Raw genomic sequence first — 25,405 nt, 5'->3', positions numbered from 1 at the left:
CGGTAAGTTGTCAGGACGGCACGGCGGGGCAGCTGGTGCCCCGTGATGGGACTGTCAGGTCGGTGAGGTAGTTGTCCACGGCGTCCTCCATGCACGGGCCGCTGGTGACGCTGCCGTGGCCGTGGCCCTCGTAGGTGAGGAGCACGCCGTTGCGGCCGAGCTGCTGGGCCACCGAGACTGCCCACGGGTAGCCGGTGGCGGGGTCGTGCAGCGCGTTGGACACCAGGATCGGCGGGGCGCCATGTACGTCCAGACGGTGCTGCGGATTGGCGGCCGGCGCGCCCAGACACGCCGCTACCATGTGGATCGGCAGCAGGTAAGGCAGGTCAGGCGCCGTCTTGTTCATCATGGCGACGAGCGAGGCGTACTCCTTGTAGTCGCGCACTGGCAGGTGCCAGTCCGAGCAGAAGACCGGCGTGGCCGCAGGCAGCGGCGCTATCGAGGTGGACGACGCGGGCAGGCGCTTGCTCGCGTCCATCCTCGCGATCGTCGTGGCCAGGCCCCCGTAGTCGGCCTCGTAGAACTTCCGGAACGCGATCCTGTTGACCAGGCCTGAAGACGACAGCGAGATGCCCGGCTTCGCAGGGTCCTCAAGCTCGCCGCGACCGGCCCGGGCCAACAGGCTCTGCCAGACGGCGCGGACATCGCGGCCGTGCAGCGCGCAGTGCGCGGCACCATCACACCACTTCACGAACTCCTGGAACGAGTCCTCTGCCGTGGCCGCCTCGGCCCGCAGGAAGTCACGGGTGGCCTGCACGCTGTGGTCCATGACGCTCTCCAGCACCATCGCCCGCACACGGCGCGGATAGGTCTCGGCGTACTGTGCCCCCAGCAGCGTGCCGTACGAGCTGCCGTGGAAGGTCAGTTTCCGCTCGCCGAGGGCGGCCCGGAGGGCGTCCACGTCCCGGACAGTCCGGGCGGTGTCAAGGTGGTCGAACACCGGGCCGGTACGGTCCCGGCAGTCGGCACGAAGCCGCCTGTTGTACGCCATGGTGGCGTCGAAGTCCGCCTGACTCCTCAGCTCCGGTGACGGCCGCTCGGCCAGCAGGGCGCCGGAGCAGGTCACCGGGTTGCTGCCGCCCACGCCGCGCGGGTCGAAGCTGACGATGTCGAACCTGCCGCGAACCTCGGGGCTGAACCGGGTGATACTGCCCACCACCATCTCCACACCCGAGTCGCCCGGCCCGCCGGGACCGAACACCATCGAGCCGACGCGTGCGCCGGGGTCGGTGGCCTTGCGGCGGGCCACAGCCAGGTCGAGTCTCGGCCCGTCCGGATGAGCCCAGTCGACCGGCACCGACAGAGTGGCGCACTCGGCTCCCGGCTCCTCCGGGTCGTCACACGGTGCCCACCGCAGGGCCCCGGTGGCAGACGGCGACGCGTGGACCGCGGGAGCGGCGGCGAGGCCGGTGATGACGGCCATGGCGGCTGCCACGGCCATGGCCGTGCCTTGCGCGGCACTGCGCCGCAGTGCGGATCTGGCCCTTAACGGCATGGATCCTCCTCGTGAAGAGAGCGGTTGTGTCAGGCGTGCGGGCCGGCCCGGGCACCGTCGTCACATTAGGTGCACGGTCGACCATGTGGAGCCCCTGTCAGGGTCTTCTCCGGGTCTGGTCGGGGACCGCTCAGGGGCGATCGGGGCCCCAGGGCGAACAAGGTCCGGGCCGGATCAGGGAAAGGGCTTCGCCGCAGTCTCCGTCGGCCCGTCAGCCCGTCAGCCCGTCGGCCCGTCAGCCGGCCTCTACGAGGAGGGAAACACCACCGAGCGGCTGATCAGCAAGCTCAAGGCCGCGGCATCGGCCACCCGATGAGAGAAAAAGCTGGACAGCTGCCTCGTCGGCCTGCTCCTACGCGCCTCTCTGCGGAGAGTCACCGTCCGGCGGCCGGCACCAGCAGCCTGGAGATCCGTGCAACCGTCACGGTCACTCGGCAGCGAGCGCCAGGTCATGGATCATGAAGTGGAGTTGCACGTCGTCCGTCGACTCCGCCCACAGTCCCTCGGCGTCGACCACGGCGGCCGCGACCATCCGTGCCTCGGCGACGAGTTCGGGGTCGTACTCGAAGCCCGGCCAAGGAAGGACGGGGTAGTCGTTCTCCTCGCCGAACTGCCGCACCCTCTCCATGTCACCCAGGGCGGCGTGCGGGAGTGACTCGTTCGCCCAGGACCACAGCCAGGTCTGCTGGGCAACGCTGACGCTGCCGATCAGTGTGAGCCGGCCCGTGAGGAACACCTTCCCGTCGCGCGACCACGTGATCTGCGCGTCGTCCATCGACCAGTCGTACTGCACGTCTCCGGACAGGCCGAAACGCTCGACCATGAGTGCCTGCCGTGAGCGGGCACGCTCACGAGCCGCGAGCACGACGGCCTCCTAGCCGGAGTGGTCATGCTGCGATCGGTCGTCCACGGTGCCTCCTCGTGCAGAACTGTCCACGAGATCCTGCCACCCCGCCTGTGGGCAGGACTCCCCGGCCGGTTCTCCCCGCCCGGACCTGCCGGTGTCCGGATGGACCACGTGTCGCTCGTCCTGTCCGTCGGGGCTTGGTTCCTGCAAGATCCCGGGATGAGCAGCGGTCACGTCGACGCCTGTGCCTGGGCCGATGGTGGAGCTGAAGCAAGCCCGAACTGCTCCTCAGTCGGACTGGTCGGGACCCGTGGAAGGGGTGCTCTCGGCCGGCCCTCCGAAGTCCGGCCCCCCGAATTCCGGGCTCGTGAAGTCCGGGCTCGCGAACGACGGGCGGGGGCCAGTTGCCGACCTCTCGTCCGGGCCGGAGAATTCCGGACTGGTGTAGCCCAGCCTCGGGATGCGATGGGCCGACGGAAACGGTGTGTGCGACGTGGTGGGACCGGCGAGTACATCGTCCACGAACGGCAGGATGCCCCGCTCGAGCAGCGCATGTCGCCAGGCCTCCCGGGCTCGCGCCACGTCATCCGGCAGTCCGTCGGCTTCCGCTGCACGCGGTGAAGTCGGCGCGTTGCGCATCGCAGTGACGAGCAGTCCGATGACGGCGGCCAGTGTCGCCGCTCCCGCGACCGCGCCGGAGATCCAGCCGATGGGGAGGAGGATCTGGGCGAGCGCAGAATCGGGGGCGAGCATCCTCAGAACGAAACCCACGAGCAGGGAAAGCACCGCGACCCCGCCCGTGAGCACGGGAATGAGCACCGCGACCACGGCGACGAGGCCCGCGCCGCCTGTCTCGTCGGCCTCTTCCACGGCGGCAAGCCCCAGCGCACCCGTGCCCGGATCCGGGGAGCCGGAATCGGACTCGGACTCGGACGACAGGGTGGACGACGCCTCGCCGCGCAGTTCCTGGCGGACCTTGACGTAGTGGTCGTACTCGGCCGCCGCAGTCGCCGTGATGCGTACGGTGGCGTTGAGCGCCAGGGTGCGCAGCTGCTCCGGGGCGAGGAGTTCGCCGGTCCCATACGGAACCGGTCGTTCGTAAGCCCGACGCAGCCCGTCACCGAGGAGCCGCTCGTACTCCTGGCGGTCCTCGCTCAGCAGGTACGGCAGACTCGGGCCGGCCCCGCGCGAGCCGTGTTCCTGGTGTTCCGCACTCGGCATGCGTGGCCGAACGCCGCCGCCGCTGTACGGGGTGCGGCCCCGCGGGCGCTGGGCCCGTGGTGGCGGGCTCGGTGTGTCCGGCGGGGAGGCGGCGCGGCGGCCTGTGACATCGAGATGCGGCGCCGCCGCTTGCGTCTGCGGCTCGTCGCGCGGGGAGTCGGGGAACGCCGAAGGGCCGGCCTGGACACCCAGGACCGACGTCAGCAGACGGCGCCCGAGGGGAAGCCTGCGCTGGCGGGCGACAGCGGACGGCCGGTCGCCCGGGCGGTCGGCGCCCAGGATCGCCGCAGCAATGCGTCGGCTCACGGAGGGCCGCGTCATCGTGTCGTCCCTTCCTCACCGACGGTCGGTCCGTGCCGGCGGAGCGGCGCATCATGATCGTCGGGTGCACCGCCCGGTCCGCCTGTGAGGTCCAGCGGATGGCCGTTCGGCTGCGGGTCGGAGGCTGCGGCGCCCGGCTGGAGGCCGTGGGCGAGATCCGGGTCCCCGAGATGCGGACCCGGGAGGTCCCGGCCGACAAGGTCCAGGTCCGGGCTCGCGAAGTCCCGGCCTGTGAAGCTCGCCCGGGGGCGTTCGTCGATGCTTTCGGGAGCCGCCTGCCCCGTCGGTGACAGCTGCGTGGGACCGGCCATGTACGGCTGCGTGTCCGGGAGCTGGGGCCCGGCACCGGCCGGTGCCGGCCGCTGGGCGGGCGGCACGGCGGGCGGGGAAGCCTCCGCGGCGCCCTCGTCGGCGACCGTCCCGGGCTGCGGCGCTCCGTTGACCGCATCGCTGACCGACTGGACGCCGCCGAGCTGAGTGAGGATCACCGGGGCCGAGATGCCGACCACGATGGCCGCGTAGGCACCGCTGACCTGTCCCGTGGTGCCCAGGAGCACCGCGGCCCCGGCGCCCAGAGCGCTGTGCACGACGGCTGCGATCGGGTCGGCGACGGGATCGAAGTAGTCCTGGAACCTGGCCGGTTCGCCTTCCTGCCCGGTGGGTGACTGCCGGCGGGCACGGCGGTCGGACTGCCAGGCGAGGAACCGGTTGTAGGCGTCGAGGAGTCCGCGCAGCACACCTCCCGCCGCACCCAGCAGGATCAGCGTTGGCACGTCCACGACGCCCCCCGTGTAGTACGGACTGCAGACTGCCGGTGTACGGAGCCTGCTGCTCGAGCATAGGGGCACGTGCGGGAACGCATGAAGATCCCATGGTCACGCACCCGGTGGACGCCCGCAGAGTTCCTGCCTGCTTCACGTACGACGGATCCGTACTCCGTGCGTACGCCGTGTCGTCACGATTGCGCGGGCCGCAGCGAAAGTACTGCTCGTCGGGCACGTTCGCCAGGTTCGCCCCCCAGTCCGCCGAGGGCTCCGCCTCGCCCGGTGGAACGAATCCTGGCCTTCAGTAGGACGCCCGGCCGCCGCTGGTGTCGTAGACCGCGCCGTTGGAGAAGCTGACCTGTTCCGAGCAGAGCCACCCGGCCAGTTCGGCGATCTCCTCGGCCCGGCCGAAGCGGCCCGTGGGGGTGGGTGCCTGGGAGCGGGCGAGTACCGGGGCGTCGGTGTGCGCGTTCATCGGGGTGCGGACGGCGGCGGGGGCGATGGCGTTGACCAGCACACCGGTTGTGGCGAGCTCCTTGCCCAGGGACTTCGTCAGCGCGACGACAGCGGCCTTCGACACCGAGTAGGCGCTCTGCCCGGGGCCGGCGAGCGCCTCGCGTCGGGCGCACCTGCCGCCACACCCGCGAGGGCGTCCGTTTCCCTCTGACGCCGGTTCCACGCACCCGGCAGGAGTGCGGACGACGGAGCCACTCGGAAGAGGGAGCAGGTCCGCAGGCCGCCCTCGCAACGCTTCGGCCCGTGTTCGTTGGTCGGGGCGAGGCGAGGGGGCCGCCCCTCGGTGGCTGGTGGTCGCCGGTCCGTCTCGGTGCGGGTGGCCTCGAAGCCGCCCATCCGCAGCCGTCGGCCTGATCGGCTGATCCGGCGATCCGGCGATCCGGCGATCCGGCGATCCGGCGATCCGGCGATCCGGCGATCACAGAGTGTCCGATCGATCCGATACGGTCAATCCATTGAGCCGTTCGATCACCTCTGATAGAAAACTCAACTGTTCGAAGCGTAAAGGAACTTCGCCCCTGGAGATCTCATGTCCGCTCATGGCCACAGGAAGTCCCGCACCCCCCTGCTCGCCGCTTCAGCCGCCGCCTGCATGGTCCTGCTCAACTCCTGGCCGGCCCAGGCCGCCGTGGTGTGGGACGGTGCCGCGTCACAGGGCACCGCGGTGTTCGGAAGTGTCGAGTGCGCGTCGCCGGGCAGCCTGGTCACCGCCGCGCAGGACGACGGACACGGCACCGTGTTCCGCTACACGAAATCGGTCGGCACCTACCGCTGCGAGTCACGCGGGATACAGGTGGACGGCTCCCGCTACGCCTTCGCGAACAACAGCACGTACTGGTTCGGCTGGGAACAGAAGTTCTCTGTCGTGCCGACCGGCTCCGACTGGGTTCCCTGGCAGTGGAAGTCGTATCCCGACGCGACCCAGAACTACCCCCTGCTGATGACCGTGGGCGACGGCCTGGTCAGGCTCGTGTACGTCGGGCCCGGGGAGGACTGGAAGACCATCTGGTCCCAGCCGGTCGAGGCCTTCGCGTGGAACCGGGTGGCCATCGGGATCCACACGTCCACCTCGGTGGAGTCGGGCTGGGCCGAGCTGTACTACAACGGCGTCAGGCAGACGTTCTCCGACGGGAGCACCCGTTACGCCGGCCGCACCTGGGACTCCGCCAACGAGCCCAAGTGGGGCGCCTACGACCGCGACAACACCACCACCGAGATCGTCAACCGAGTCGGCAGCCTCAAGGCAGGGACCGCCTACAGCGACGTGGACTGACCGCTCCCGCCGAACAGGCCCCTCCACCCCTTCGCTTATGTGCGATTACTTTCGTATAGCGCGATTCATTGTCGGTTCCGATCGAACATGCTAGAAACGTGTCGCTCTTGAGCAACCCATCGCCGTCGGCACAGCAGGCGAATCGCTCGAGGGACCCACCATCGATCTCCCGGGCTCGGAGGCACCATGTCGTCCCCGCTTTCCCGTCGCACGTTCGTGCAGATCTCAGGCGCCGCCACCGCCATCGGCCTCGCCGGACTGAGCCACACGAATGCCGTCGCTGCCGAAGTCCCCTCGTCCGCCGCCGACTTCGCGGCACTGCGCGCCACATGGCGTTCGCTGCTCCTCGGCAAGGACTTCAAACCGACGGCCGAACCGTTCAGCACGAAGCTGGCCGCCCTGGGCGCCCAGGCCACCGCCTACGCGGAGCTGATGGCCCCGGCCGACGGCTCCCTCTTCCCCGACGCGGTCTGGGCGGATCCCGATCCCGACCTCGACACCGAGTCCTACACCTACTCGTCCAGGATCCAGACCAGCTTCCAGCGGCTCTACACCATGGCCGAGGCATGGTCGCAGCCCGGCACGGGCATCACCGGGGACCCCTCCGTCGCCGCGAAGATCGTGGCGGGGCTGGACCACATGTACGCCCGGATCTACAACGAGGGACAGCCGAGGTACGGCAACTGGTACAACTGGCAGATCGGCGGCCCCCAGGCGCTGCTGGACACCGCCCTCCTCGTCCGTGACGAGCTCTCCGCCGAACAGATCGCCGCCTACTGCCGCGCCGTCGACGCGTTCGTCCCGGACAGCGCGGTCGCCTCGTACGCGGGCACCTCCACCGGTGCCAACCGCATCGACCTCTGCCGGGTGCTCGCGATCCGCGGCATCCTGGGCGAGGAGGCGGCCAAGGTCGCGCTCGCGGCGAGCGCCATCGCCCCGGTCTTCCCCTACGTCACCAGCGGCGACGGTCTCTACGCCGACGGTTCGATCATCCAGCACACCTTCGTGCCGTACACCGGCTCGTACGGCGCCGTCCTCCTGGACGGGCTGAGCAAGCTGCTCGCCCTGCTGAGCGGTTCCGCCTGGGAGACAACGGACCCCGGCCGGCAGATCATCTTCGACGCCGTGGAGGCGGCCTACGCGCCCTTCCTGCACAACGGCCTGTTCATGGACGGGGTCTCCGGCCGGGCGACAGCCCGTGGACTGCCGCCCGGCAGCGCCGCCGGGCAGAACGACGACCAGCTCCGCGGCCACGCGATCATGGCTTCCGTCGTCGCGCTCGGCCAGGCCGCGAGCGCCGAGGAGAACCAGCGCTGGCGCGGCCTGGTGCGGGGGTGGATCCAGCGCGGCTCGTACCGCTCGCCGGTCACCGACCCCATGCTCTCCGTGGCCAAACTCTCGCTGCTCAACGGCGTTCTGGACGACAGCTCGGTCACCCCGCTGCCGCAGCCGGACAGCAGCCTGGTCTTCCCCGCCATGGACCGGGCCGTGCACCGCCGGCAGGACTGGGTGGCCTCGGTCTCGATGGCGTCGCGCCGGATCACGTACTACGAGAACGGCAACGGCGAGAACCTCCGCGGCTGGCACACCGGTTCCGGAATGCTGTACTGGTGGGGCGGTGACTTCGCCAACGACCAGTTCTCCGACCGTTTCTGGCCGACGGTCGACCCGTACCGACTGCCGGGAACCACCGCGTCGGCCAAGCGCCTGGCCGACGGCGAGGGCGGGATCTGGGGAGCCTCACGCCCGGATGTGGACTTCGTCGGGGGTACGGGCGACGGTTCGTACGCGGTGCTCGGACAGCAGCTGAAGGGGCTGTCCTCCAGTCTCCAGGCCCTGAAGTCCTGGTTCTTCACCGATGACGCCGTCATCTGTCTCGGGTCCGGCATCAGCGCCTCCGACGGGACGTCCGTCGAGACCGTCGTGGAGAACCGGCACCTCGGGGTGGGCGGCACCAACGCCCTGACCGTCGACGGCCGCAGACGGCCGTCGGCGTTCCCCTGGTCCGCGAGCATCCCCCGCGCCGGCTGGGCTCACATCGCCGGGCACGGCGGCTACGTCCTCCCGGAACGGGGGACATTGAACGCGCTGCGCGAGGAGCGCACGGGCGCCTGGCGCGACATCAACAGCGCCTCCGGGTCGACGACCCCGATCACCAGCCGGTACACGACGCTCTGGTTCGACCACGGCACCGATCCCGTCGACGAGGGTTATGCCTACATCCTCCTGCCGGGGGCCTCCGCCTCCACCACCGCACGGCGTGCCGGCGCACTCGGCCGCTGGCTGACCGAGTACACCCACACGCCGGAGGTCCACGGTGTCCGGATCCCGGCGCTCGGGCTCACCGCGGCCAACTTCTGGGCGGCCGGCCGCTTCGGGGGCCTGTCCGTGAGCGCTCCGGTCTCCGTCCTGGTCAGGGAACGGCGCGACGGCACCGCGGTCGTCTGCGTCAGCGACCCGGCACGGCTGCGGAAGAGTGTCAGGATCGCCTGGGACCGGCCCGTCCGCTCGGTCGTGACCAGGCCCGGCCCGCTGACGGACTCCTCCACCGGTTCCGGACTGGAGCTCTCCTTCGGCGATCTCTCGTCGACAGCCGGGAGTACTTTGCGGACCACGGTCCGGCTCGGGTAGCACGCGAGGAGCGGAGGCGTGGACGTTCTTACCTGATTGTTCGAACAAGAACGTACACATCCGCTCATCGGGCGGCTACACTGCTGGGTAGTCCGGCCGGGAAGAGGGGAAGTCGAAGCAATGCACGCCGAAGAGAGGCATCAGGCGATACTCCGCAGGCTGCGCGAGCGGGGCACGCTCCGGGTCAGCGACATCGCGGACGAGTTGCGCGTCTCGCCGGTCACGGTGCGCAGAGACATCGAAACCCTCGCGGACCGCGGGCTGGTCGCCCGTGTCCACGGCGGCGCGGTCCTGCCGGAGACCCGCGCGGAGACGACGGGCGCCGAGGCCCCCGTCCGGCCGGCGGCGGCCCACGGGCCGCTGTCCTTCGGCCTGATCGTGCCCGCCGCCGACTACTACTACCCGGAAGTGATCAAGGGGGCCCAGGAGGCCGCCGGTGAGCGCGGCGTCCGGCTCGTCCTGGGCATCTCGCAGTACAACCCGGACGAGGAGCGGGCCCAGGCCCGGCGCATGCTCGCCGACGGCCTCGACGGTCTCCTCGTCGCGACCTGCGACCCGGCTGCCGCCGCACCCTGGCTGGGCGAACTGACCATTCCCCACGTCCTGGTGGAGCGGCGGCCGGGCGACGACCTGTCCGACACGGAGCGGGTCGTCACCGACCACGTCCACGGCGCCCGGCTCGCGGTGCGTCATCTGGCGCGGACCCGCAGCCGGATCGGGCTCCTCGTGCGCGACGACAGTCCGCACAGCGGCCCGCTCGTCGAGGGGTACCGCAGGGGCCTGGCAGCGGCGGGGCTCGACGCACCCGCCGAAGGGCTCTTCCGTATGCCGCCGCCGGCCGGTGACGCGGCCCGGCGCGAGGAGATCCTCGACGCCTTCGCCGACGCCGCGGCCACGGGGCTGCTGGACGGCGGCCTGATCCACAACGACCACGACGCGATCGTGCTGCTCCAGCGCCTGAGGGCGCGCGGGATCGACGTACCCGGCGATCTGGCCCTCGTCGCCTATGACGACGAGGTCGCCTCCCTCGCCGACATCCCCCTGACCGCCGTCGCGCCGCCGAAGCTCGCCGTCGGCGCGTCCGCGGTGGCACTGCTCGCCGAGCGCATCGCGGACCCCACCCGTCCCCGGCACCTCGTGTCGATCCTCCCGGAGCTGCACGTCCGCTCGTCCAGCTGACCCACGTCCGCACGGCACGTCCACCGGAGAAACCCTCATGTTCCGCATATCGCCCGAGGGTTTCTCCCTCGACGGCCGTCCCCTGCGCATCCTCTCGGGCGCGCTGCACTACTTCCGTGTCCTGCCCGAGCAGTGGCCGCACCGGCTGCGGATGCTGCGCGCGATGGGGCTCAACACCGTGGAGACGTACGTTCCCTGGAATCTCCACGAGCCGCGCCCCGGGGAGTACGACTTCACCGGGATCGCGGACCTGGACCGCTTCCTGCACGCCTCTCGTGAGGCCGGGCTGCACGCGGTCGTCAGGCCGTCGCCCTACATCTGCGCCGAGTGGGAGAACGGCGGCCTGCCCTGGTGGCTGCTCTCCGACCCGGAGGTGCGGGCGCTGCGGTGCCAGGACCCGGCGTATCTGGCCCATGTCGACCGCTGGTTCGACCGGCTGATCCCGCTGGTCGCCGCACATCAGGTCACCCGGGGCGGCAACGTCCTGATGATGCAGATCGAGAACGAGTACGGCTCCTACGGCACGGACAGCGGCTATCTGGAGCACCTGGCCGACGGGATGCGGTCGCGCGGGGTCGATGTGCCGCTGTTCACCTCGGACGGACCGGACGACTTCTTCCTGACGGGCGGTACGTCCGCGGGGCATCTGGCCACCGTGAACTTCGGCAGCCGCGCCACCGAGGCGTTCGCCGGGCTGCAGCGGATACGTCCCGAGGACCCGCCGATGTGCATGGAGTTCTGGTGCGGCTGGTTCGACCACTGGGGCGCCGAGCACGTCGTACGGGAGCCTCGGGACGCGGCGGGGACGCTGGAGGAGATCCTGGAGGCGGGCGCCTCGGTCAATCTCTACATGGCGCACGGCGGGACGAACTTCTCGACCTGGGCGGGGGCCAACACGAAGGACCCCGCGACCGGTGAGCACTACACGCCGACCGTGACCTCGTACGACTACGACGCTCCCATCGACGAACGCGGCGGTGTGACGGACAAGTTCCGCGCGTTCCGCGACGTCCTCGCGAGGTACGCGCCCGAGCCGCCGCCCGAGCCGGAGGCCCCCGCGCCCCTGCTCCCGGCCGCGACCGTCGCACTCACGCAGGCGCTGGGGCTCTTCGACGTCCTGGACGTGCTGGCGGGCGAGGAGGTGCGGGCGGCCGAGCCGCCGTCGTTCGAGGACCTCGGGATCGGTCACGGGCTGGTGCTGTACGCCTCCTCGATCCCCGGTCCGCGCGGGCCGTACCCGCTGTCCGTGCAGGGACTCGCCGACCGTGCGCACGTCTACGTGGACGGCGTACCCGTGGGGGTACTGGAGCGGAGCGGGACGGAGTCCCTCGACGGGGTGCGCGTGGACGGGGAACTCTCCCGTGTGGAGCTCCTGGTGGAGTCGATGGGCCGGGTCAACTACGGGGCCGGGCTCGGGGACCGCAAGGGGGTGCGCCGGGTGCTGCACACCCAGCAGATGCTGCACGGCTGGACCGCGCGTGCCGTGCCGCTGGGCCACGGAACACCGGACGGGCTCCCCTGGGACACGCGGAGCGGGACGGCGCAGGACGGCGCCGGGCCCGGGCCCGTGTTCCACCGGGGGTTCCTGGAGCTGGCGGAGCCCGGCGACACGTACCTGGCGCTGCCCGGCTGGGGCAAGGGCTACGTGTGGGTCAACGGGTTCTGCCTGGGCCGCTACTGGGAGTCCCGCGGCCCGCAGCGCACCCTCTACGTGCCGTGGCCGCTGCTGTGTGCGGGACGCAACGAGATCGTGGTGCTCGAACTGGATGACTGCGCGCGTCCGTCCGTGGAACTGCGCGAGGCCCCTGAACTCGGCTGAACCCGCGGGTGACCGCTGTCCGGCCCCGGGCGGGGCTCCCCGAGGGGGCCGTGCCCGGGGCACCGCCATGTCCCGGTGCCCCGAGCACTGTCGTCTCACGCCTTCTTCCTTCCGGTACTCCCATGGGTGACACACAGACGGACAGACGAACGATCGATATCGCTTCTTGATGTTCGTTTGTTCATTTACTATTGACTCTGATCGCTCGTGGTCGAAAGATGTGCGTCAACTCGCCGCCTTCTGTAGGCCTCTCGTAGGAGTACCGCCATGCAGCGCACCACTCGTTCGACCTCCACCGCCCTCGCCGCCGCCGCTTCCCTGGCCCTCCTGGTGACCGCCTGCGGAGGAGAGGGGGCCGGCGCGGACACGGCCGGCGCGGACGGCAAGCCCGTGGAGATCACCTACTGGTCCTGGATGCCCGGCACCGCCGACATGACCGCCGCGTTCAACAAGACGCACCCCGGCATCATGGTCACCCACGCCGAGATACCCGCGGGCCTCAACGGCGGCTACGACAAGATCGCCAAGGCGGTCAAGGCGGGCAACGCCCCCGACGTCGTCAACCTGGAGTACCAGGCGCTGCCCGACCTCGTGACCCAGGGTCTCCTGCGCGACTCGAGCGCGGAACTCGGCAAGCCGGTCGAGGAGTACGCCCCCGAGTCCGTGCGGTCCCTGGTCACGCTCGGGGGCAAGACCTGGGCCGCCCCCTACGACGTCGGCCCCCAGACCTTCTACTACCGCACCGACCTCTTCGAGAAGTACGGCATCGAGGTCCCCACCACCTGGGCGGAGTTCAGGACCGCCGCGGAGAAGGTCAGGACCGCATCCAAGGGCGAGGCGAGACTGCTCGACTTCTGGGGGGACGACACCGCGACCTGGGCCGGCCTCGCACAGCAAGCCGGGGCCCAGTGGTACGGCACGACCGGCGACGCGTGGAAGGTGAACATCACCGACCCCGCCACGAAGAAGGTCGCCGACTACTGGAAGGACCTGGTCAAGGACGATCTGGTCCTGAACCACAAGGCGTGGAGCCCCGAGGCGACCAAGGCCGTCACGGACTCCAAGGCCATCGCCCTGATCGGGGCCTCGTGGAGCGCCGGGTCCCTCAAGACCACCTACCCCGCGCAGACGGGCAAGTGGGCCGAGGCCCCGCTGCCCCACTGGGGCACCCCGGCCACCGGGTCGGTGGGCGGATCGGCCTTCGCCGTGACCAAGGACAGCGAGAAGGCCGACGCCGCGGCCGAGTTCATCACGTGGGCCACCACCCGGAAGGAAGCGGTCGAGGCGCGCCTCGCCGCCGGAACGTCCAGTGGCCTCCCCGCCGACGAGGACCTGCGCGCCACCGCCAAGTCCACCTTCGACGCCTCGTACTTCGGCGGCCAGGACATCTACGCCGTCGCGGGCGCCCAGGTGCCCCTCATCACCGAGGGGTGGACCTGGAGCCCCGTGCACAACTCCACGACCATGACCATGCAGGCGGAGTTCGGCAAGGCCCAGAAGACCGGGGAGTTCTGGCAGGCCTTCCAGGCGGGCCAGGCGGCGGCGGAGAAGGCGATCACCGACCGCGGCCTGAAGCTCGCCAAGTAGCCCGCGATCGCGCGCCGTCGGGGCGGGACCAGCTCCCGCCCCGGCGTATCACCCACCCAAGGAGCTACCGCCGATGACTTCCCGGCTCGGCCGCGGGCAGCGCAGCACCCCCGCTCTCTTCGTCGCCCCCTTCTTCATCCTCTTCGTCGCCACACTCGTCGTTCCCATCGGCTACTCCCTGTGGATGAGCCTGTTCCGCGAACAGGCCACCAGCGGGCTCGGGTTCGGGGGCACCGAGACCCTGTTCGTCGGCGCCGACAACTATCTCCGTGCCCTGGGGGACCCGTCCTTCCACAGGGGCTTCCTGCACATCGCCCTCTACTGCCTGATCTACATCCCCGTGATGGTCGGCGGCGCTCTGGCGCTGGCCCTGCTCGTGGACTCGGCGATGGCCAGGGCGAAGAAGTTCTTCCAGCTGGCGTACTTCCTTCCCCACGCCGTTCCCGGCCTGATCGCCGCGATCATCTGGGGGTTCCTCTACACACCGGGGCTCAGCCCGGTGATCAGCCTCCTGCGCACCGTAGGGGTGGAGTGGGACTTCCTCGGTCCGGACGGTGTGGTCTTCTCCATGGCCAACGCCGCCGCCTGGCAGTGGATCGGCTACAACATGGTGATCTTCTACGCGGCGCTTCAGGCGGTCCCGAAGGAGACCCTGGAGGCCGCCACCGTCGACGGGGCGGGCCAGCTGCGTACGGCCCTGTCCGTGAAGCTTCCGATGATCCGTTCCTCCGTCGTCCTGACCATGCTCTTCACCGCCGTCGGCGCCATCCAGCTCTTCAACGAGCCGGAGGTGCTGCGCAGCCGGTCGTCCGCCGTCTCCCAGGACTGGAGCCCGGTGATGTACATCTACCAGGCCGCCTTCACCGAGCACGACTACGGCCTGGCCGCAGCCGCCTCACTGCTGCTCGCCCTGCTCGGAGCCGGCCTCTCCTTCGTGATCACCAAGCTCGGCAACCGCTGGAAGGAGGCGTGACCATGGCTACCGCGACTCCCCCGCGCACCCAGCCGCCCACCCGGTCCGCGAAGCGCCCGGACACCACCAGGCCGTCCCGGAACTCCCGGGTCCCCATGCCGTCCTGGTCGTCCAAGGCGGTCGTCACCACCCTGCTCGGCATCGTCGCCGTCTACACACTGATGCCGCTGAGCTGGCTGCTCGTCAACGCGACGAAGAACAACGGCGACCTGTTCGCCAGCCCCGGCTTCGCGCTCGGCGACTTCAGTCTTCTGACGAACCTCGCCGACCTGTTCAGCTACCAGGACGGCGTGTTCGGCCGCTGGCTCGCCAACAGCATGCTGTACTCCGTCGTGGGTGCGCTGGCCTCCACCCTCATCTCACTGCTCGCCGGCTACGCGTTCGACAAGTACGACTGGTGGGGCAAGGAGAAGCTCTACGGCCTGGTGCTCCTGGGCATCCTCGTACCGCACACGGTCATCTCCCTGCCGATGTACCTCATGGCGTCCGAGGTGGGCCTCGTCAACTCGTACTGGTCGGTGCTGATTCCGGGCCTCGTCAATCCCTTCGGTGTCTATCTGGCACGCGTCTTCGCGGAGAGCTACGTCCCGGGCGAGACGCTGGAGGCGGCCAGGCTCGACGGCGCGGGCGAACTGCGCATCTTCCGCTCCGTCGCTCTCCCGATGCTCTCGCCCGCCTTCGTCACGGTCTTCCTCTTCTCCTTCACCGGCAGCTGGAACAACTTCTTCCTGCCCCTGGTGATGCTGAACGACTCGGCGCTCTACCCCGTCGGCCTCGGCCTGTTCAACTGGAACGCCACGCTCCCCCAGGAGCCGCAGCTCTACTCGTTCGTCATCACCGGGTCCCTGGTGTCCATCGTCCCGCTCGCCGTCGCCTTCATAGCGCTGCAGCGCTTCTGGCGCTCGGGCCTCACCGCAGGAGCCGTCAAATGACGCCCCCGTCGCACGCCCCCTACCACCGGCCCCGCACGGTGCTCGCCATGGAGCCGAAGGTCCGGGACGCGCTCTTCGACCAGGAGTCACTGGCCCGTCTGACGGCTGTCGCCGACACCGATCCCTCGCTCGTGGTCGACGACTTCGGTGACCCGGCGGTGGCGGGCGCGCTCCACGAGGCCGAGGTGCTCCTCACCGGCTGGGGCTGTCCCCCGCTCACGGCCGATGTGCTGGAGCGGCTCCCGCGTCTGCGCACCGTGATCCACGCCGCCGGTTCGGTGAAGCACCACATCACCGACGCCTGCTGGGAGCGGAATCTGACCGTCGCGTCCGCGGCGGGGGCGAACGCGCTGCCGGTCGCGGAGTACACCGTGGCGGCGATCCTCTTCGCCGGCAAGCGGGTCCTGGCCGCTCAGCGGGTGTACGAACGTCTGCGCGCCCGGACGAACGCCCTCGACGTCATCGGCTCCGGAGGCAACTACGGCCGTACGGTCGGGGTCGTCGGGGCGTCCCGCATCGGGCGGCGGGTCATCGAACTGCTGCGCCCCTTCGACCTGCGCGTGCTGCTGTACGACCCGTACGTGGACGAGGCCGGGGCAGCGGCACTGGGCGTACGGGCGGTACCGCTCGACGAACTGGCGCGCACCAGTGACGTGGTGACCATCCACGCACCCGCGCTGCCGGAGACCCGGCACCTCTTCGACCGGGAGAGGCTGGCGCTGCTGCCCGACGGCGCCACTCTCATCAATACGGCACGGGGGTCGCTGGTGGACACGGCCGCGCTGACGGACGAGCTGGTGTCCGGCCGCCTCCACGCGGTGCTCGACGTGACCGAGCCGGAGATCCTGCCCGCGGACTCACCGCTGTACGACCTTCCGAACGTCGTGCTCACCCCTCACATCGCGGGTTCGCTCGGCAATGAGCTGACCCGCCTGACACATGCCGCGCTGGATGAACTGGAGAGGTACGGGAACCGTCTTCCGTACGCCGATCCAGTCCGGGGAGAGACGCTGACACACATGGCGTGAGCGCTGTTCCCGGCGGGTCAATTCACCCGCACAGACCGAACCATTGTACGAATACGGAGAATGCCGGTCGACTGGCATATGCAGGGGACACGCAGACATGGGCGACCTCGAATACCGCGACCCTATTGTGTGATAGAACCCCAGGCCACAGAGGTTCAGCGCATGATTCGACTCGTCGGGCATCGACTTTCAGACTCTTCACAAGGGGTTAACTCCATAAGCCCTTCATCCTGTTAGCGTCCCGAAGGACGAATGAAGTCCATCAGGAGGTGAAGGGTGCGAGCAGCGGCAGTCCGGTTCGTACTCGCGTTCCTGATCGGCTTCCTGTTGGCCCCGTACTCCGGCGCGTCCTCGCCGGATCACCGGGCTTCTGCCCAGGGAAATCGAGCGGAACATTTCCCGGTCGCGGGCACAGGTGTTCCCCAGGGCGAGTACGCCAACTGCGGTACGCCCGATCGCGGGAGCGAGCCGAACGGCCATCTGCGCCATCGCGACCGGCACCGCTCCGCGACCGTGCCCGCGCCCGAGGCGCCGCAGCGTTCCGCGGTGGCGGGGGCCGCCGACGGCGTCCTCGCCCCGGCGGCCGTCGCCGCGACGGGCGACGCGCACCACACCTCCAGATCATCGGCCGCGCATTCCTCCACGGTCCTTCAGGTGTTCCGCTGCTGAGCTGACCCGAGGCGCTCGCGGACCAGCCCCCGTCCGACGTCCTGCGGGACCCGGCGACACGGGTGGTCCGTACCTGCCCTCCAGGCACTCAGCTCTCGCACACACACCGACGCGCCGTCCGTCGGCGCGCCAGGAGGAACCACTGGTATGCAATCTCTCGCCGACCACCCCGCGGAACACGTCCTACGGATCAGCGACAGCGTCGTCTGGGCACCTCCGCCCGGCGACGTGCGCTCGGCCCCCTTCCGCACGGGATGAGGGCCGTCATGGACCGTGTCGCGAAGTTTCCTCATCTGCGGCAGGATTTCGCCGCTTCACTCGTCGTCTTCCTCGTCGCCCTGCCGCTGTGCGTCGGCGTCGCCGTGGCATCCGGGGTCCCCGCCGAACTGGGTCTGATCACCGGCATCGTGGGCGGTCTCGTCACCGGCCTCATGCGGGGCAGCAGCCTCCAGGTGTCCGGGCCGGCCGCCGGGCTCACGGTGCTCGTGTTCGAGGCCGTCCAGTCCTTCGGGCTCGCCGCGCTCGGGGTGATCGTGGTCACCGCCGGGCTGCTGCAGCTCGCCATGGGCGCACTGCGGCTGGGCCGCTGGTTCCGGGCGATCTCGGTCTCGGTCGTCGAGGGCATGCTCGCAGGCATCGGGCTGGTCCTGATCGCCGGCCAGCTCTACGCCGCCGCCGGTGTCGAGGCTCCGCTCACCGGCACGGGCAAGATCGCCGGGATCCCGGATCTCCTGGCCGGGGCCGTCTCCAGTACGGCGGCTCTCACCTCACTGGCGGTCGGCGCCTCGACCATCGCGCTGGTGGTGCTCTGGAACAGGATGCCGAAGCGGGTGCGGGCCGTTCCGGGAGCACTCGCCGCGGTCGTACTGGCCACGCTCGCCACGCTGGCCTTCGGCCTTCCGGTCGCCACCGTGCAGGTGGAAGGGCTGGTCGACGCCGTACAGATCCCCGCCCTGTCCGAGTTCGGCGGTCTCGCGGACGTGAGTCTGCTCGGCACCGTGGCGGCCTTCACCCTGATCGCGTCCGCCGAGAGCCTGTTCAGCGCGGCGGCGGTGGACCGGCTGCACGACGGGCCGCGCACCCAGTACGACAAGGAGCTGATGGCTCAGGGCGCCGGCAACACCGTGAGCGGTTTCCTGGGCGCTCTGCCGATGACCGCGGTCATCGTGCGCAGCTCCGCCAATGTGCGGGCCGGCGCGCGGACCAAGGCGTCCCGGGTGCTGCACGGGGTGTGGCTGCTGCTGTTCGCGGCGCTGCTCCCGTCCGCGCTGGGACTCATTCCGCTTCCGGCCCTCGCGGGCATCCTCATCCACGCCGGCTGGAAGCTGATCCCGGTGCGCGCGCTCGTGGCGCTGTGGCGCTCGCACCGCGGTGAGGCGGTGATCCTGGTCGTCACCGCGGTGGCGATCGTCACGGTGAACATGTTCGAGGGTGTGCTGACCGGTCTTGCCCTGTCGGTGGCCAAGGCCGCCTGGGACGCCTCGCACATCAAACTGGAGGTCGTCGACAGCGATGCCGACCGTGTCCGGGCCCGTCTCTCGGGCAACGCGACCTTCCTGCGCCTGCCGAAGATACTGGACAGCCTGGAGGCGCTGCCCACGGACCGTCCCATCGCGCTGGACCTGTCCGGACTGCACCACCTGGACCACGCCTGTCGTACGGCGCTGGAGAACTGGGCGGAGCGGCACAGTTCGTCCGGCACCGAGCCCGTGCGGCTGACCCGCACGGAAGCGGTCACCGCGGCTCGCTGACCACACGGACGACTCGCCGGGCGCCTCGGGAAGGCGTCCCGGCGAGTCGTCGCCGGCTCTCCGCTCGGGGCGGTCAGCCGTTGGGCAGGATGACCGCGCGCCCGTTGATCTTGCCGGCGTGCAGCCGCTCGTAGGCGAGCGGGGCCTCGTCGATCGAGTAGGTCTCGACATGGACGTCGACGGCACCGGCGTGGGCCAGTTCGATGACCTCGGCGAGCTCCTTGCGCGAACCCCAGTACGGCGCGGTGACCGAGGTGGAGAACGGCAGGACGCCGAAGCCGACGGGCAGCAGACCGCCGCCGATGCCGACGATGGTGACGTCGCTGTCGATGGAGGCGACCGCACCGGCCGTCTTCACGGTCGGTTCGACGCCGACGAAGTCGAAGACCACCTTGGCGCCGATGCCGCCGGTGAGCTCGCGGACCTTGGCGGCCGCGTGCTCGTCGGAGAGCACCGTCTCGTGGGCGCCGACGGTGCGGGCGAGCGCGAGCTTCTCCTCGGTGACGTCGAGCGCGATGACCCGGACGGCGGTCATGGCGCGGAGCAGCTGGATGGCCACGTGCCCGAGGCCGCCGGTGCCGATGACCACGGCGGTGGCGCCGGGCAGCAGCTTCGGCAGCGAGCGCTTGATCGCGTGGTACGGGGTGAGGCCCGCGTCGGTCAGGGAGACCGTCTTGACCGGGTCCAGGTCGCCGATCGGCGTCAGGTGGCGGGCGTCGTCGACGAGCATGTACTCGGCCATGGCGCCGGGGGTGCCCAGCCCGGGCGGGTTGATTCCGAGGTCCGCGGCGCGCAGACAGTAGTTCTCACGGCCTTCCGCGCAGTTCACGCAGGTGCCGCAGCCCCAGGGGCCGTAGACGGCGACCGAATCGCCGACCGAGACGCCCTCGGCGCCCTCGCCGAGGGCGGCGACGGTGCCGACCCCCTCGTGGCCGAGCGTGAGCGGCAGCTCGTAGGGGAACCCCTCTTCGGGCCAGCTCATCACGGCGATGTCCGAGTGGCAGACACCGGCTGCGCTGACCTTCAGCAGGATCTGGCCGGGCCCCGCGACGGGCTCCGGAATCTCGACGACCTCGGGCGCGGCGCCGACGGTGCGGTACTGGACGGCTTTCATGACTCTCCTTCGTTTCTCCGTACTCCCTTTGTGACCCGCGGGGTGGCTGTGCGCCACTCGGGGGATCAGGAGGCGGAGTAGCCGCCGTCCACCAGGTGGTAGCTGCCGTGGATGAAGGAGGCGCGGTCCGAGAGCAGGAAGGCAGCGAGCTCGGCGACCTCCTCGGAGGTGCCGAGGCGGCCCGCCGGGTGCAGGGAGATCAGGTGGTCGCGGGCCGGTCCGTCGGTGTTGCGGAGCAGCGGGGTGTCGATGAAGCCGGGGCCGACCGCGTTGATCCGGACGTTCTGCGCCGCGTACTCGAGGGCCGCGGTCTTGGTGAGGCCGACGACGCCGTGCTTGGCGGCGACATAGGCCGGGGAGTTGGCGAAGCCGTTGGTGCCGAGGATCGAGGAGATGTTGACGACCGCGCCGCCGCCCGCGGCCAGGATGGCGGGGAGCTCGTAGCGCATGGAGTAGAAGACGCCGCTGAGGTTGGTGGCGACGACCTTGTTCCAGTCCTCGATCCCGTACTCGCCGGTGGTCTGCGCGGGGCCGCCGATGCCGGCGTTGTTCACCGCGAGGTGCAGTGCGCCGAACGTGTCGACGGCGAAGCCGACACCGGCCTCGACGGAGGCGGGGTCGGTGACGTCGAGGGCGACGGCGGCGGCGCGGGCGCCGGTGGCCTTCAGCTCCTCGGCGGCCTTGGTGGCGCTCTCCTCGTTGTAGTCGGCCACGACGACGGCCGCGCCGCTCGCGGCGAGCCGCCGGGAGAGGGCGAGGCCGATGCCGGACGCTCCGCCGGTGACGAGGGCGACCTTGCCGGCGAACTCCGCCTCGTAGGCGGTGGGGAGGTTGGTGCTCATGGTGTGCTTCCTTGCGTGGTGCTGTGGGGCGCCGGCCCGTCCTGCCGGGATTCCAGCAGGTGCGTGGAGAGGGCGTCGAAGGCATGGACGACGAACTCGGGCAGAGCGGCCGGACGGCCGCCTCGTACCCATGCCGCCTGGGCCGCGAGGAGCGCTCCGGCTCCCGCGGCGACCGCCACGGCGGGACGGATGTCCTGCCGTGGATCGACACCGAGCCGTTCCGCGATGATCCTGACCGACCCCTCCTGGGCGTCCACACGGATGTGGTGGTACGCCGCGTACAGAGTGGGTTCCTCCTCGGCCATGACGAGCAGGTCGAAGATGCGCGGCCGCAGATGCCAGGGCTCCGCCTCCGGGTCGTCGAGCCAGTCCAGGACGGCCCGGCGGTAGGCGGTGAGCGGCGGTTCGGCCGCGGGGCGCTCGCGGAGCGCTCGGTTGATTCTGTCGCCGTCGCCCCGCACTACGTCGAGGACGGCGGCCTCCTTGTTCGGGAAGTACCGGCTGAAGGTGCGCCGGTCGACGTCGGCCGCTTCCGCGATCTCCTCGACCGTCACGCTCTTCAGTCCGCGCTCGAGTACCAGGTCGAACGCGTGCTGCGCCAGCGCGTCCCGGGTCCTGCGCGCCTTGCGGCTGCGCCGGTCCGGGCCGTTCCCTGTCGAATCCATAGTTGCATCGTACACCTGAAAATGTCCCGGTGGGACTTTTGTCTCAACAGGACACGGTCGGCTGCGGGGAGTGGCCGGTCCAGCCCCTGCGGGACCGTGCGCGCCACACCTGTCCGGGGGATACGGGCATGTCGCCGCCCGTGGCGCACGCGGACGGGGACCATGGGGGCATGGACGGACTCAGCACTCCCGAAATCCTCGCGAGGATCTCGGACGGACTCGGCGACTGGCGCAAGATGGCTCAGCCCCTCGCCGCTCGATATCGCGCGGCTGATCCGGTGGCCGGGGCATCCTTCGTGGCGGCGGTCGCGCAGGCGGCGGCCGCCGCGGGGCACGACGTACCGGAGTCGAGGTGGGGGCGCTCCGTCATCGATGTGTTCCTGTTCAGCACGGACGCGGCCGGATACCGCCGGGTGACCGCCGAGGACCTCGAGCTCGCGGGCGTGATCAGTGGGATCGCCCGCGCGTGCGGACTCACCGCGCTGCCCGGCGAGGTGACCCAGGTGGAGCTCGGGCTCGACACCGCCGACGACGCGGCGGCCGGGGCGTTCTGGGCGGCGCTGCTCACCGGGAGCACCGGCCGGTTGGTGGCCGACACACTCTTCGATCCGTCGAACCGGGTCCCCGGCGTCTGGTTCCAGCCGACCGAGGCGCACCGGACGCCGCGCCAGCGCTGGCACCCGGATCTGTGGCTGGCTCCCGAAGTCGCCGACGAGCGCATCGCGGCGGCTCTCGCCGCGGGCGGCACGCTGGTCGACGACTCGGAGGCCCCGTCGTACACGGTGCTCGCCGACCCCGAGGGCAACAAGGTCTGCGTCTGCACCCCACTCGGGCGGGAATAGGCCGTGGGGGCGGCCTGTCTCCCCCGGGCGGGGGAGACAGGCCGCCCCCACGGGGGAGGTCCGACGGATCGTCGGCTGTCACGGTTGTCTCATGACCGATCTCATGACCGACCCCGCTCGCGGCGCCCTTCCCGCGAACGCCGACATCCGCGTCCGTGGCCGTACGGCCCTGCTAGGAAAGGGACTTGCTCCCCTCCGGCGCTTCCTCCGCACCCTTGCTCAGCGCGCCCGGCCACCAGGCCTTGGGTCCGATGTCCCGGACGAGCGCGGGCACCAGAAGCGAGCGCACGACGAGCGTGTCGAGCAGCACGCCGAACGCGACGATGAACGCGATCTGGACCAGGAAGGCCAGCGGGATGACGCCGAGGGCCGCGAAGGTGGCCGCCAGCACGACACCGGCCGAGGTGATGACCCCGCCCGTGGTGGTCAGCCCGCGGAGTACGCCCTGCCGGGTGCCGTGGATCAAGGACTCCTCGCGGACCCTGGACATCAGGAAGATGTTGTAGTCGACGCCCAGAGCGACGAGGAAGACGAATCCGTAGAGCGGCACGGACGAGTCGGTGCCGCTGAAGCCGAAGACGTGCTCGAAGACCAGCGAGGCGATTCCGAGCGTGGCGAGGAAGTTGAGCGCCACCGTCGCCACGAGCAGGAGCGGCATGAGCAGGGAGCGGAGCAGTCCGATCAGGATGACGAGGATGATGACCAGCACCACGGGCACGATGATGTTGCGGTCGTGCTCGGCGGTCTTCTGGGTGTCGTACTGCTGCGCGGTGTAGCCACCGACGATCGCGTCGGCACCGGGCACGGCGTGGACCGCCTCGCGGAGCCTGGTGACGGTCGCCTTGGCGGCGTCGCTGTCGGCCGCGTCCGTGAGCGTGGCGTCGATGCGCACCCTGCCGTCCACCACGAGCGGTTCCCCGCTGCCCGGGCGTCCGGAGGCGGTCACCACGGAGACGCTGTCGACACCGGACACGTCCTCGGCGGCGCCGACCACCTTCTGAGCACCGGCGGCGTCGGCGATGACGACGGCGGGGTTGCCCGAACCTCCGGGGAAGTGCCGTCCCAGCGTCTCCTGCGCGGTGACGGACGGTGCGTCGTTGACGAAGATCTCCTTCAGGGGCACGCCCTTGGAGTTCAGCGTCGGCATGAAGGCGGCGCACGCGAGGAGGCCGATCAGCGTGAAGGCCCACACCTTGCGCGGAGAGCGGTCGACCAGGCCGGCGATCCGGGACCAGATGCCCGTGGAGCCGGCTTCGGGCTCGGCGTCACCCTTCTTGGGCTTGGCCGGCCAGTACGCGGCCCTGCCGAGCAGGACCAGGACGGCGGGGAGGAAGGTGAGAGCGCTGAGGACGGAGCAGACGATGCCGATGGCGCCCACGGGGCCGAGAGCGCGGTTGTTGGTGAGATCGCTGAGCAGGAGGGCGAGGAGCCCCAGGGCGACGGTGGCGGCGCTGGCCGTGATGGGCCCCGCGGACTCCCGGAGCGCCGCCCGCATCGCGGTCCACCGGTCGGCCTGCCGGCCCAGTTCCTCGCGGAACCGCGCGGTGAGCAGCAGGGCGTAGTCCGTGGCGGCGCCGATGACCAGGATCGACAGGATGCCCTGGACCTGCCCGTCGACCCGGACGATGTCGTGGTCCGCCAGCACGTACACGATCGCGCAGGAGACGCCGAGGGCGAAGACCGCGCCGACGATGATGATCAACGGCAGCAGGACACTCCGGTAGACCAGGAGCAGAATGACGAGCACGGTCACCAGGGCGACGCCGAGCAGCAGTCCGTCGATGCCGGCGAAGGCGTCGGACAGATCGGCCTGGGAGGCCGCGGGGCCGGCCAGGCCGACCACCGTTCCAGGAACCTTCTCCGCCGCGTCGCGGATCTCCGCGATGGCGTCGGGGAGTTCGTCGCCGAGGTCCGGCCTCAACTGGACGATGCCTTCGAGCGCCTGACCGTCCTTCGACGGCAGTGCGGGGCTCACCTCGCCCGTCACGCCAGGGCCGCCCTGGATCGAGGCGAGTGCGGCCGTCGCCGCCTCCTGCTGCTCCGCCCCGAGCTCCCCGCCGTCCTTGTCGGACGTCCAGACCACGATGGCGGGAACGGTCTGCTGCCGGCTGAACGCCTTCTGCGCCTCGACGACTCTGGTCGACTCGGCGCTCTGCGGCAGGAAGGAGGCCTGGTCGTTGGTGGCTACTTCACCGAGCTTCCCGGCATACGAGCCGAACGTACCGCCGACGACGAGCCAGGCGAGAACAAGGAATACAGGGACAAGGAACAGCCGGCGAACCGGCTTCGATGCGGTGGACATGGCGCTCCTGGGTCGGCCGCGATCTCTCAATCATGATGTATCTCAATGATTGAGATTACATGCTCCGCAGCACCACTCGTCACCGGCGGGGGATTCAGCGCCGGGGAACCTGCATTCGGTTGAGTTCACCGTTCATCCGGCCGAGGAAACGGAGCACGGCCTCCAGCTCCTCGGGCTCGGTCGCGGAGCACGCGCCCGCCGCCGCCTCCGCGAGGGGCATGAAGAAGGAGCGGGCGACCGCCTTGGCCCCGGGCTCGTAGTACAGGTGCACGACACGCCGGTCGGCACTCTCCCTCGCCCGCCGGATGTGGCCCGCGCGCTCCAGCCGGTCCAGACACGCGGTGACCGCACCCGAGGTCAGGCCGAGATGCTCACGGAGCCTGCCGGGAGTCAGCGGCGGGTCCGCGTCGAGGATCGCCCCCAGCGCCTGCACATCCGTGGCGTGCAGACCCTGCGCGTGCGCGAAGGAGTGAACCAGGCGGTTGATCTCGCCGTTCATCCGGCGCAATTCCACCGCGAGCGCCTGAAGCTCCGACACCCCGCTCGCGGCCGGGCGTGATCCGTCACGAGGGTTGTCCGCACTGTTCACCGGCCCATAGTAGGACGCGGACGGGCGCACGAGAGATCCCTCCCC

The 25,405-nt window shown here is 70.4% G+C and carries 21 protein-coding genes; 11 read left to right on the top strand and 10 right to left on the bottom strand.

The annotated features are described in order from the left end of the window. Positions 1-10: 10 nt before the first annotated feature. From AMK10_RS20415 to AMK10_RS37705, 5 genes are all read right to left on the bottom strand, one after another. A complete protein-coding gene (locus tag AMK10_RS20415) occupies positions 11-1,495 on the bottom strand; it encodes an alpha/beta hydrolase (protein ID WP_073749230.1) in 1,485 nt (494 codons plus the stop codon). Positions 1,496-1,922: 427 nt separating this feature from the next. Beyond that, complete coding sequence (locus AMK10_RS20410; protein ID WP_241839593.1) at positions 1,923-2,360, bottom strand: DUF6882 domain-containing protein; 438 nt, start codon at positions 2,358-2,360, stop codon at positions 1,923-1,925. Positions 2,361-2,630: 270 nt separating this feature from the next. Further along, positions 2,631-3,563 (bottom strand): hypothetical protein, encoded by a 933-nt coding sequence (locus AMK10_RS20405; protein ID WP_073749229.1) that lies wholly within the window; start codon positions 3,561-3,563, stop codon positions 2,631-2,633. A 317-nt stretch (positions 3,564-3,880) separates the two neighbouring features. Then, positions 3,881-4,663, bottom strand: coding sequence for a hypothetical protein (locus AMK10_RS37710; protein WP_198959729.1), 783 nt, complete (start codon positions 4,661-4,663; stop codon positions 3,881-3,883). Positions 4,664-4,949: 286 nt separating this feature from the next. Then, positions 4,950-5,327, bottom strand: coding sequence for an SDR family NAD(P)-dependent oxidoreductase (locus tag AMK10_RS37705; RefSeq protein ID WP_274535347.1), 378 nt, complete (start codon positions 5,325-5,327; stop codon positions 4,950-4,952). Between the two features lie 366 nt (positions 5,328-5,693). Here AMK10_RS37705 and AMK10_RS20390 point away from each other — a divergent pair, with 366 nt between their 5' ends. The 10 genes from AMK10_RS20390 to AMK10_RS20345 all read left to right on the top strand — a co-directional run bounded on the left by AMK10_RS20390 (position 5,694) and on the right by AMK10_RS20345 (position 19,006). Beyond that, positions 5,694-6,437, top strand: a complete 744-nt coding sequence (locus tag AMK10_RS20390; RefSeq protein ID WP_079180781.1) for a heparin lyase I family protein — start codon at positions 5,694-5,696, stop codon at positions 6,435-6,437. A 186-nt stretch (positions 6,438-6,623) separates the two neighbouring features. After that, positions 6,624-9,068 carry a polysaccharide lyase 8 family protein gene (locus AMK10_RS20385; protein ID WP_073749228.1) on the top strand — a complete coding sequence of 815 codons (2,445 nt, stop codon included), beginning with the start codon at positions 6,624-6,626 and terminating at the stop codon, positions 9,066-9,068. Between the two features lie 120 nt (positions 9,069-9,188). Then, the gene (locus tag AMK10_RS20380; RefSeq protein ID WP_073749227.1) at positions 9,189-10,247 is read left to right on the top strand and encodes a LacI family DNA-binding transcriptional regulator; all 1,059 of its coding nucleotides are present in this window, start codon (positions 9,189-9,191) and stop codon (positions 10,245-10,247) included. A gap of 37 nt (positions 10,248-10,284) precedes the next feature. Beyond that, complete coding sequence (locus AMK10_RS20375) at positions 10,285-12,066, top strand: glycoside hydrolase family 35 protein (RefSeq protein WP_073749226.1); 1,782 nt, start codon at positions 10,285-10,287, stop codon at positions 12,064-12,066. Positions 12,067-12,333: 267 nt separating this feature from the next. Continuing rightward, positions 12,334-13,653, top strand: a complete 1,320-nt coding sequence (locus AMK10_RS20370) for an ABC transporter substrate-binding protein (RefSeq protein ID WP_073749225.1) — start codon at positions 12,334-12,336, stop codon at positions 13,651-13,653. Between the two features lie 73 nt (positions 13,654-13,726). Beyond that, positions 13,727-14,626 carry a carbohydrate ABC transporter permease gene (locus tag AMK10_RS20365; protein ID WP_073749224.1) on the top strand — a complete coding sequence of 300 codons (900 nt, stop codon included), beginning with the start codon at positions 13,727-13,729 and terminating at the stop codon, positions 14,624-14,626. Between the two features lie 2 nt (positions 14,627-14,628). Then, complete coding sequence (locus tag AMK10_RS20360; protein WP_073749223.1) at positions 14,629-15,558, top strand: carbohydrate ABC transporter permease; 930 nt, start codon at positions 14,629-14,631, stop codon at positions 15,556-15,558. After that, positions 15,555-16,586: a hydroxyacid dehydrogenase gene (locus tag AMK10_RS20355; protein WP_073749222.1), complete on the top strand. Its 1,032-nt coding sequence runs from the start codon at positions 15,555-15,557 to the stop codon at positions 16,584-16,586. The genes AMK10_RS20360 and AMK10_RS20355 overlap by 4 nt, the downstream gene beginning before the upstream one ends. Positions 16,587-16,862: 276 nt before the next feature. Further along, positions 16,863-17,255: a hypothetical protein gene (locus tag AMK10_RS20350; RefSeq protein ID WP_073749221.1), complete on the top strand. Its 393-nt coding sequence runs from the start codon at positions 16,863-16,865 to the stop codon at positions 17,253-17,255. Positions 17,256-17,521: 266 nt separating this feature from the next. Further along, entirely contained in the window at positions 17,522-19,006 is a 1,485-nt protein-coding gene (locus tag AMK10_RS20345) for a SulP family inorganic anion transporter (RefSeq protein WP_073749220.1), read from the top strand. A gap of 73 nt (positions 19,007-19,079) precedes the next feature. Here the strand turns inward: AMK10_RS20345 and AMK10_RS20340 are convergent, their stop codons facing one another. From AMK10_RS20340 to AMK10_RS20330, 3 genes are all read right to left on the bottom strand, one after another. After that, on the bottom strand, positions 19,080-20,120 hold the full coding sequence (locus tag AMK10_RS20340) for an NAD(P)-dependent alcohol dehydrogenase (RefSeq protein ID WP_073749219.1): 1,041 nt from the start codon (positions 20,118-20,120) through the stop codon (positions 19,080-19,082). A gap of 65 nt (positions 20,121-20,185) precedes the next feature. After that, positions 20,186-20,962, bottom strand: coding sequence for an SDR family NAD(P)-dependent oxidoreductase (locus AMK10_RS20335; RefSeq protein ID WP_073749218.1), 777 nt, complete (start codon positions 20,960-20,962; stop codon positions 20,186-20,188). Next, on the bottom strand, positions 20,959-21,627 hold the full coding sequence (locus tag AMK10_RS20330) for a TetR family transcriptional regulator (protein WP_073749217.1): 669 nt from the start codon (positions 21,625-21,627) through the stop codon (positions 20,959-20,961). Before AMK10_RS20330 ends, AMK10_RS20335 begins: the two co-directional genes overlap by 4 nt. Positions 21,628-21,797: 170 nt before the next feature. Here AMK10_RS20330 and AMK10_RS20325 point away from each other — a divergent pair, with 170 nt between their 5' ends. After that, entirely contained in the window at positions 21,798-22,469 is a 672-nt protein-coding gene (locus AMK10_RS20325; protein WP_073749216.1) for a VOC family protein, read from the top strand. A gap of 172 nt (positions 22,470-22,641) precedes the next feature. Here AMK10_RS20325 and AMK10_RS20320 read toward each other — a convergent pair whose 3' ends face one another. Together AMK10_RS20320 and AMK10_RS20315 are read right to left on the bottom strand one after the other, a co-directional pair. Next, a complete protein-coding gene (locus tag AMK10_RS20320) occupies positions 22,642-24,771 on the bottom strand; it encodes an MMPL family transporter (protein ID WP_073749215.1) in 2,130 nt (709 codons plus the stop codon). Between the two features lie 94 nt (positions 24,772-24,865). Continuing rightward, positions 24,866-25,360: a MarR family winged helix-turn-helix transcriptional regulator gene (locus AMK10_RS20315; protein WP_073749369.1), complete on the bottom strand. Its 495-nt coding sequence runs from the start codon at positions 25,358-25,360 to the stop codon at positions 24,866-24,868. Positions 25,361-25,405 lie beyond the last annotated feature (45 nt).

Origin of the sequence: Streptomyces sp. CB02058, assembly GCF_001905505.1 — a bacterium.
GTDB lineage: Bacteria > Actinomycetota > Actinomycetes > Streptomycetales > Streptomycetaceae > Streptomyces.
Note: the sequence above shows the minus strand (reverse complement) of the source record. Positions and strands in the feature narration are given on the sequence as shown.

Bases quoted from the DNA above. Each gene is read 5' to 3' on its own strand.
- AMK10_RS20360 (WP_073749223.1), top strand. From the start codon at position 14,629: ATGGCTACCGCGACTCCCCCGCGCACCCAGCCGCCCACCCGGTCCGCG.
- AMK10_RS20375 (WP_073749226.1), top strand. From the start codon at position 10,285: ATGTTCCGCATATCGCCCGAGGGTTTCTCCCTCGACGGCCGTCCCCTG.
- AMK10_RS20380 (WP_073749227.1), top strand. From the start codon at position 9,189: ATGCACGCCGAAGAGAGGCATCAGGCGATACTCCGCAGGCTGCGCGAG.
- AMK10_RS20385 (WP_073749228.1), top strand. From the start codon at position 6,624: ATGTCGTCCCCGCTTTCCCGTCGCACGTTCGTGCAGATCTCAGGCGCC.
- AMK10_RS20330 (WP_073749217.1), bottom strand. From the start codon at position 21,627: ATGGATTCGACAGGGAACGGCCCGGACCGGCGCAGCCGCAAGGCGCGC.
- AMK10_RS20340 (WP_073749219.1), bottom strand. From the start codon at position 20,120: ATGAAAGCCGTCCAGTACCGCACCGTCGGCGCCGCGCCCGAGGTCGTC.
- AMK10_RS20320 (WP_073749215.1), bottom strand. From the start codon at position 24,771: ATGTCCACCGCATCGAAGCCGGTTCGCCGGCTGTTCCTTGTCCCTGTA.
- AMK10_RS20390 (WP_079180781.1), top strand. From the start codon at position 5,694: ATGTCCGCTCATGGCCACAGGAAGTCCCGCACCCCCCTGCTCGCCGCT.
- AMK10_RS20335 (WP_073749218.1), bottom strand. From the start codon at position 20,962: ATGAGCACCAACCTCCCCACCGCCTACGAGGCGGAGTTCGCCGGCAAG.
- AMK10_RS20415 (WP_073749230.1), bottom strand. From the start codon at position 1,495: ATGCCGTTAAGGGCCAGATCCGCACTGCGGCGCAGTGCCGCGCAAGGC.
- AMK10_RS20365 (WP_073749224.1), top strand. From the start codon at position 13,727: ATGACTTCCCGGCTCGGCCGCGGGCAGCGCAGCACCCCCGCTCTCTTC.
- AMK10_RS20405 (WP_073749229.1), bottom strand. From the start codon at position 3,563: ATGCCGAGTGCGGAACACCAGGAACACGGCTCGCGCGGGGCCGGCCCG.
- AMK10_RS20355 (WP_073749222.1), top strand. From the start codon at position 15,555: ATGACGCCCCCGTCGCACGCCCCCTACCACCGGCCCCGCACGGTGCTC.
- AMK10_RS20325 (WP_073749216.1), top strand. From the start codon at position 21,798: ATGGACGGACTCAGCACTCCCGAAATCCTCGCGAGGATCTCGGACGGA.
- AMK10_RS20370 (WP_073749225.1), top strand. From the start codon at position 12,334: ATGCAGCGCACCACTCGTTCGACCTCCACCGCCCTCGCCGCCGCCGCT.
- AMK10_RS20345 (WP_073749220.1), top strand. From the start codon at position 17,522: ATGGACCGTGTCGCGAAGTTTCCTCATCTGCGGCAGGATTTCGCCGCT.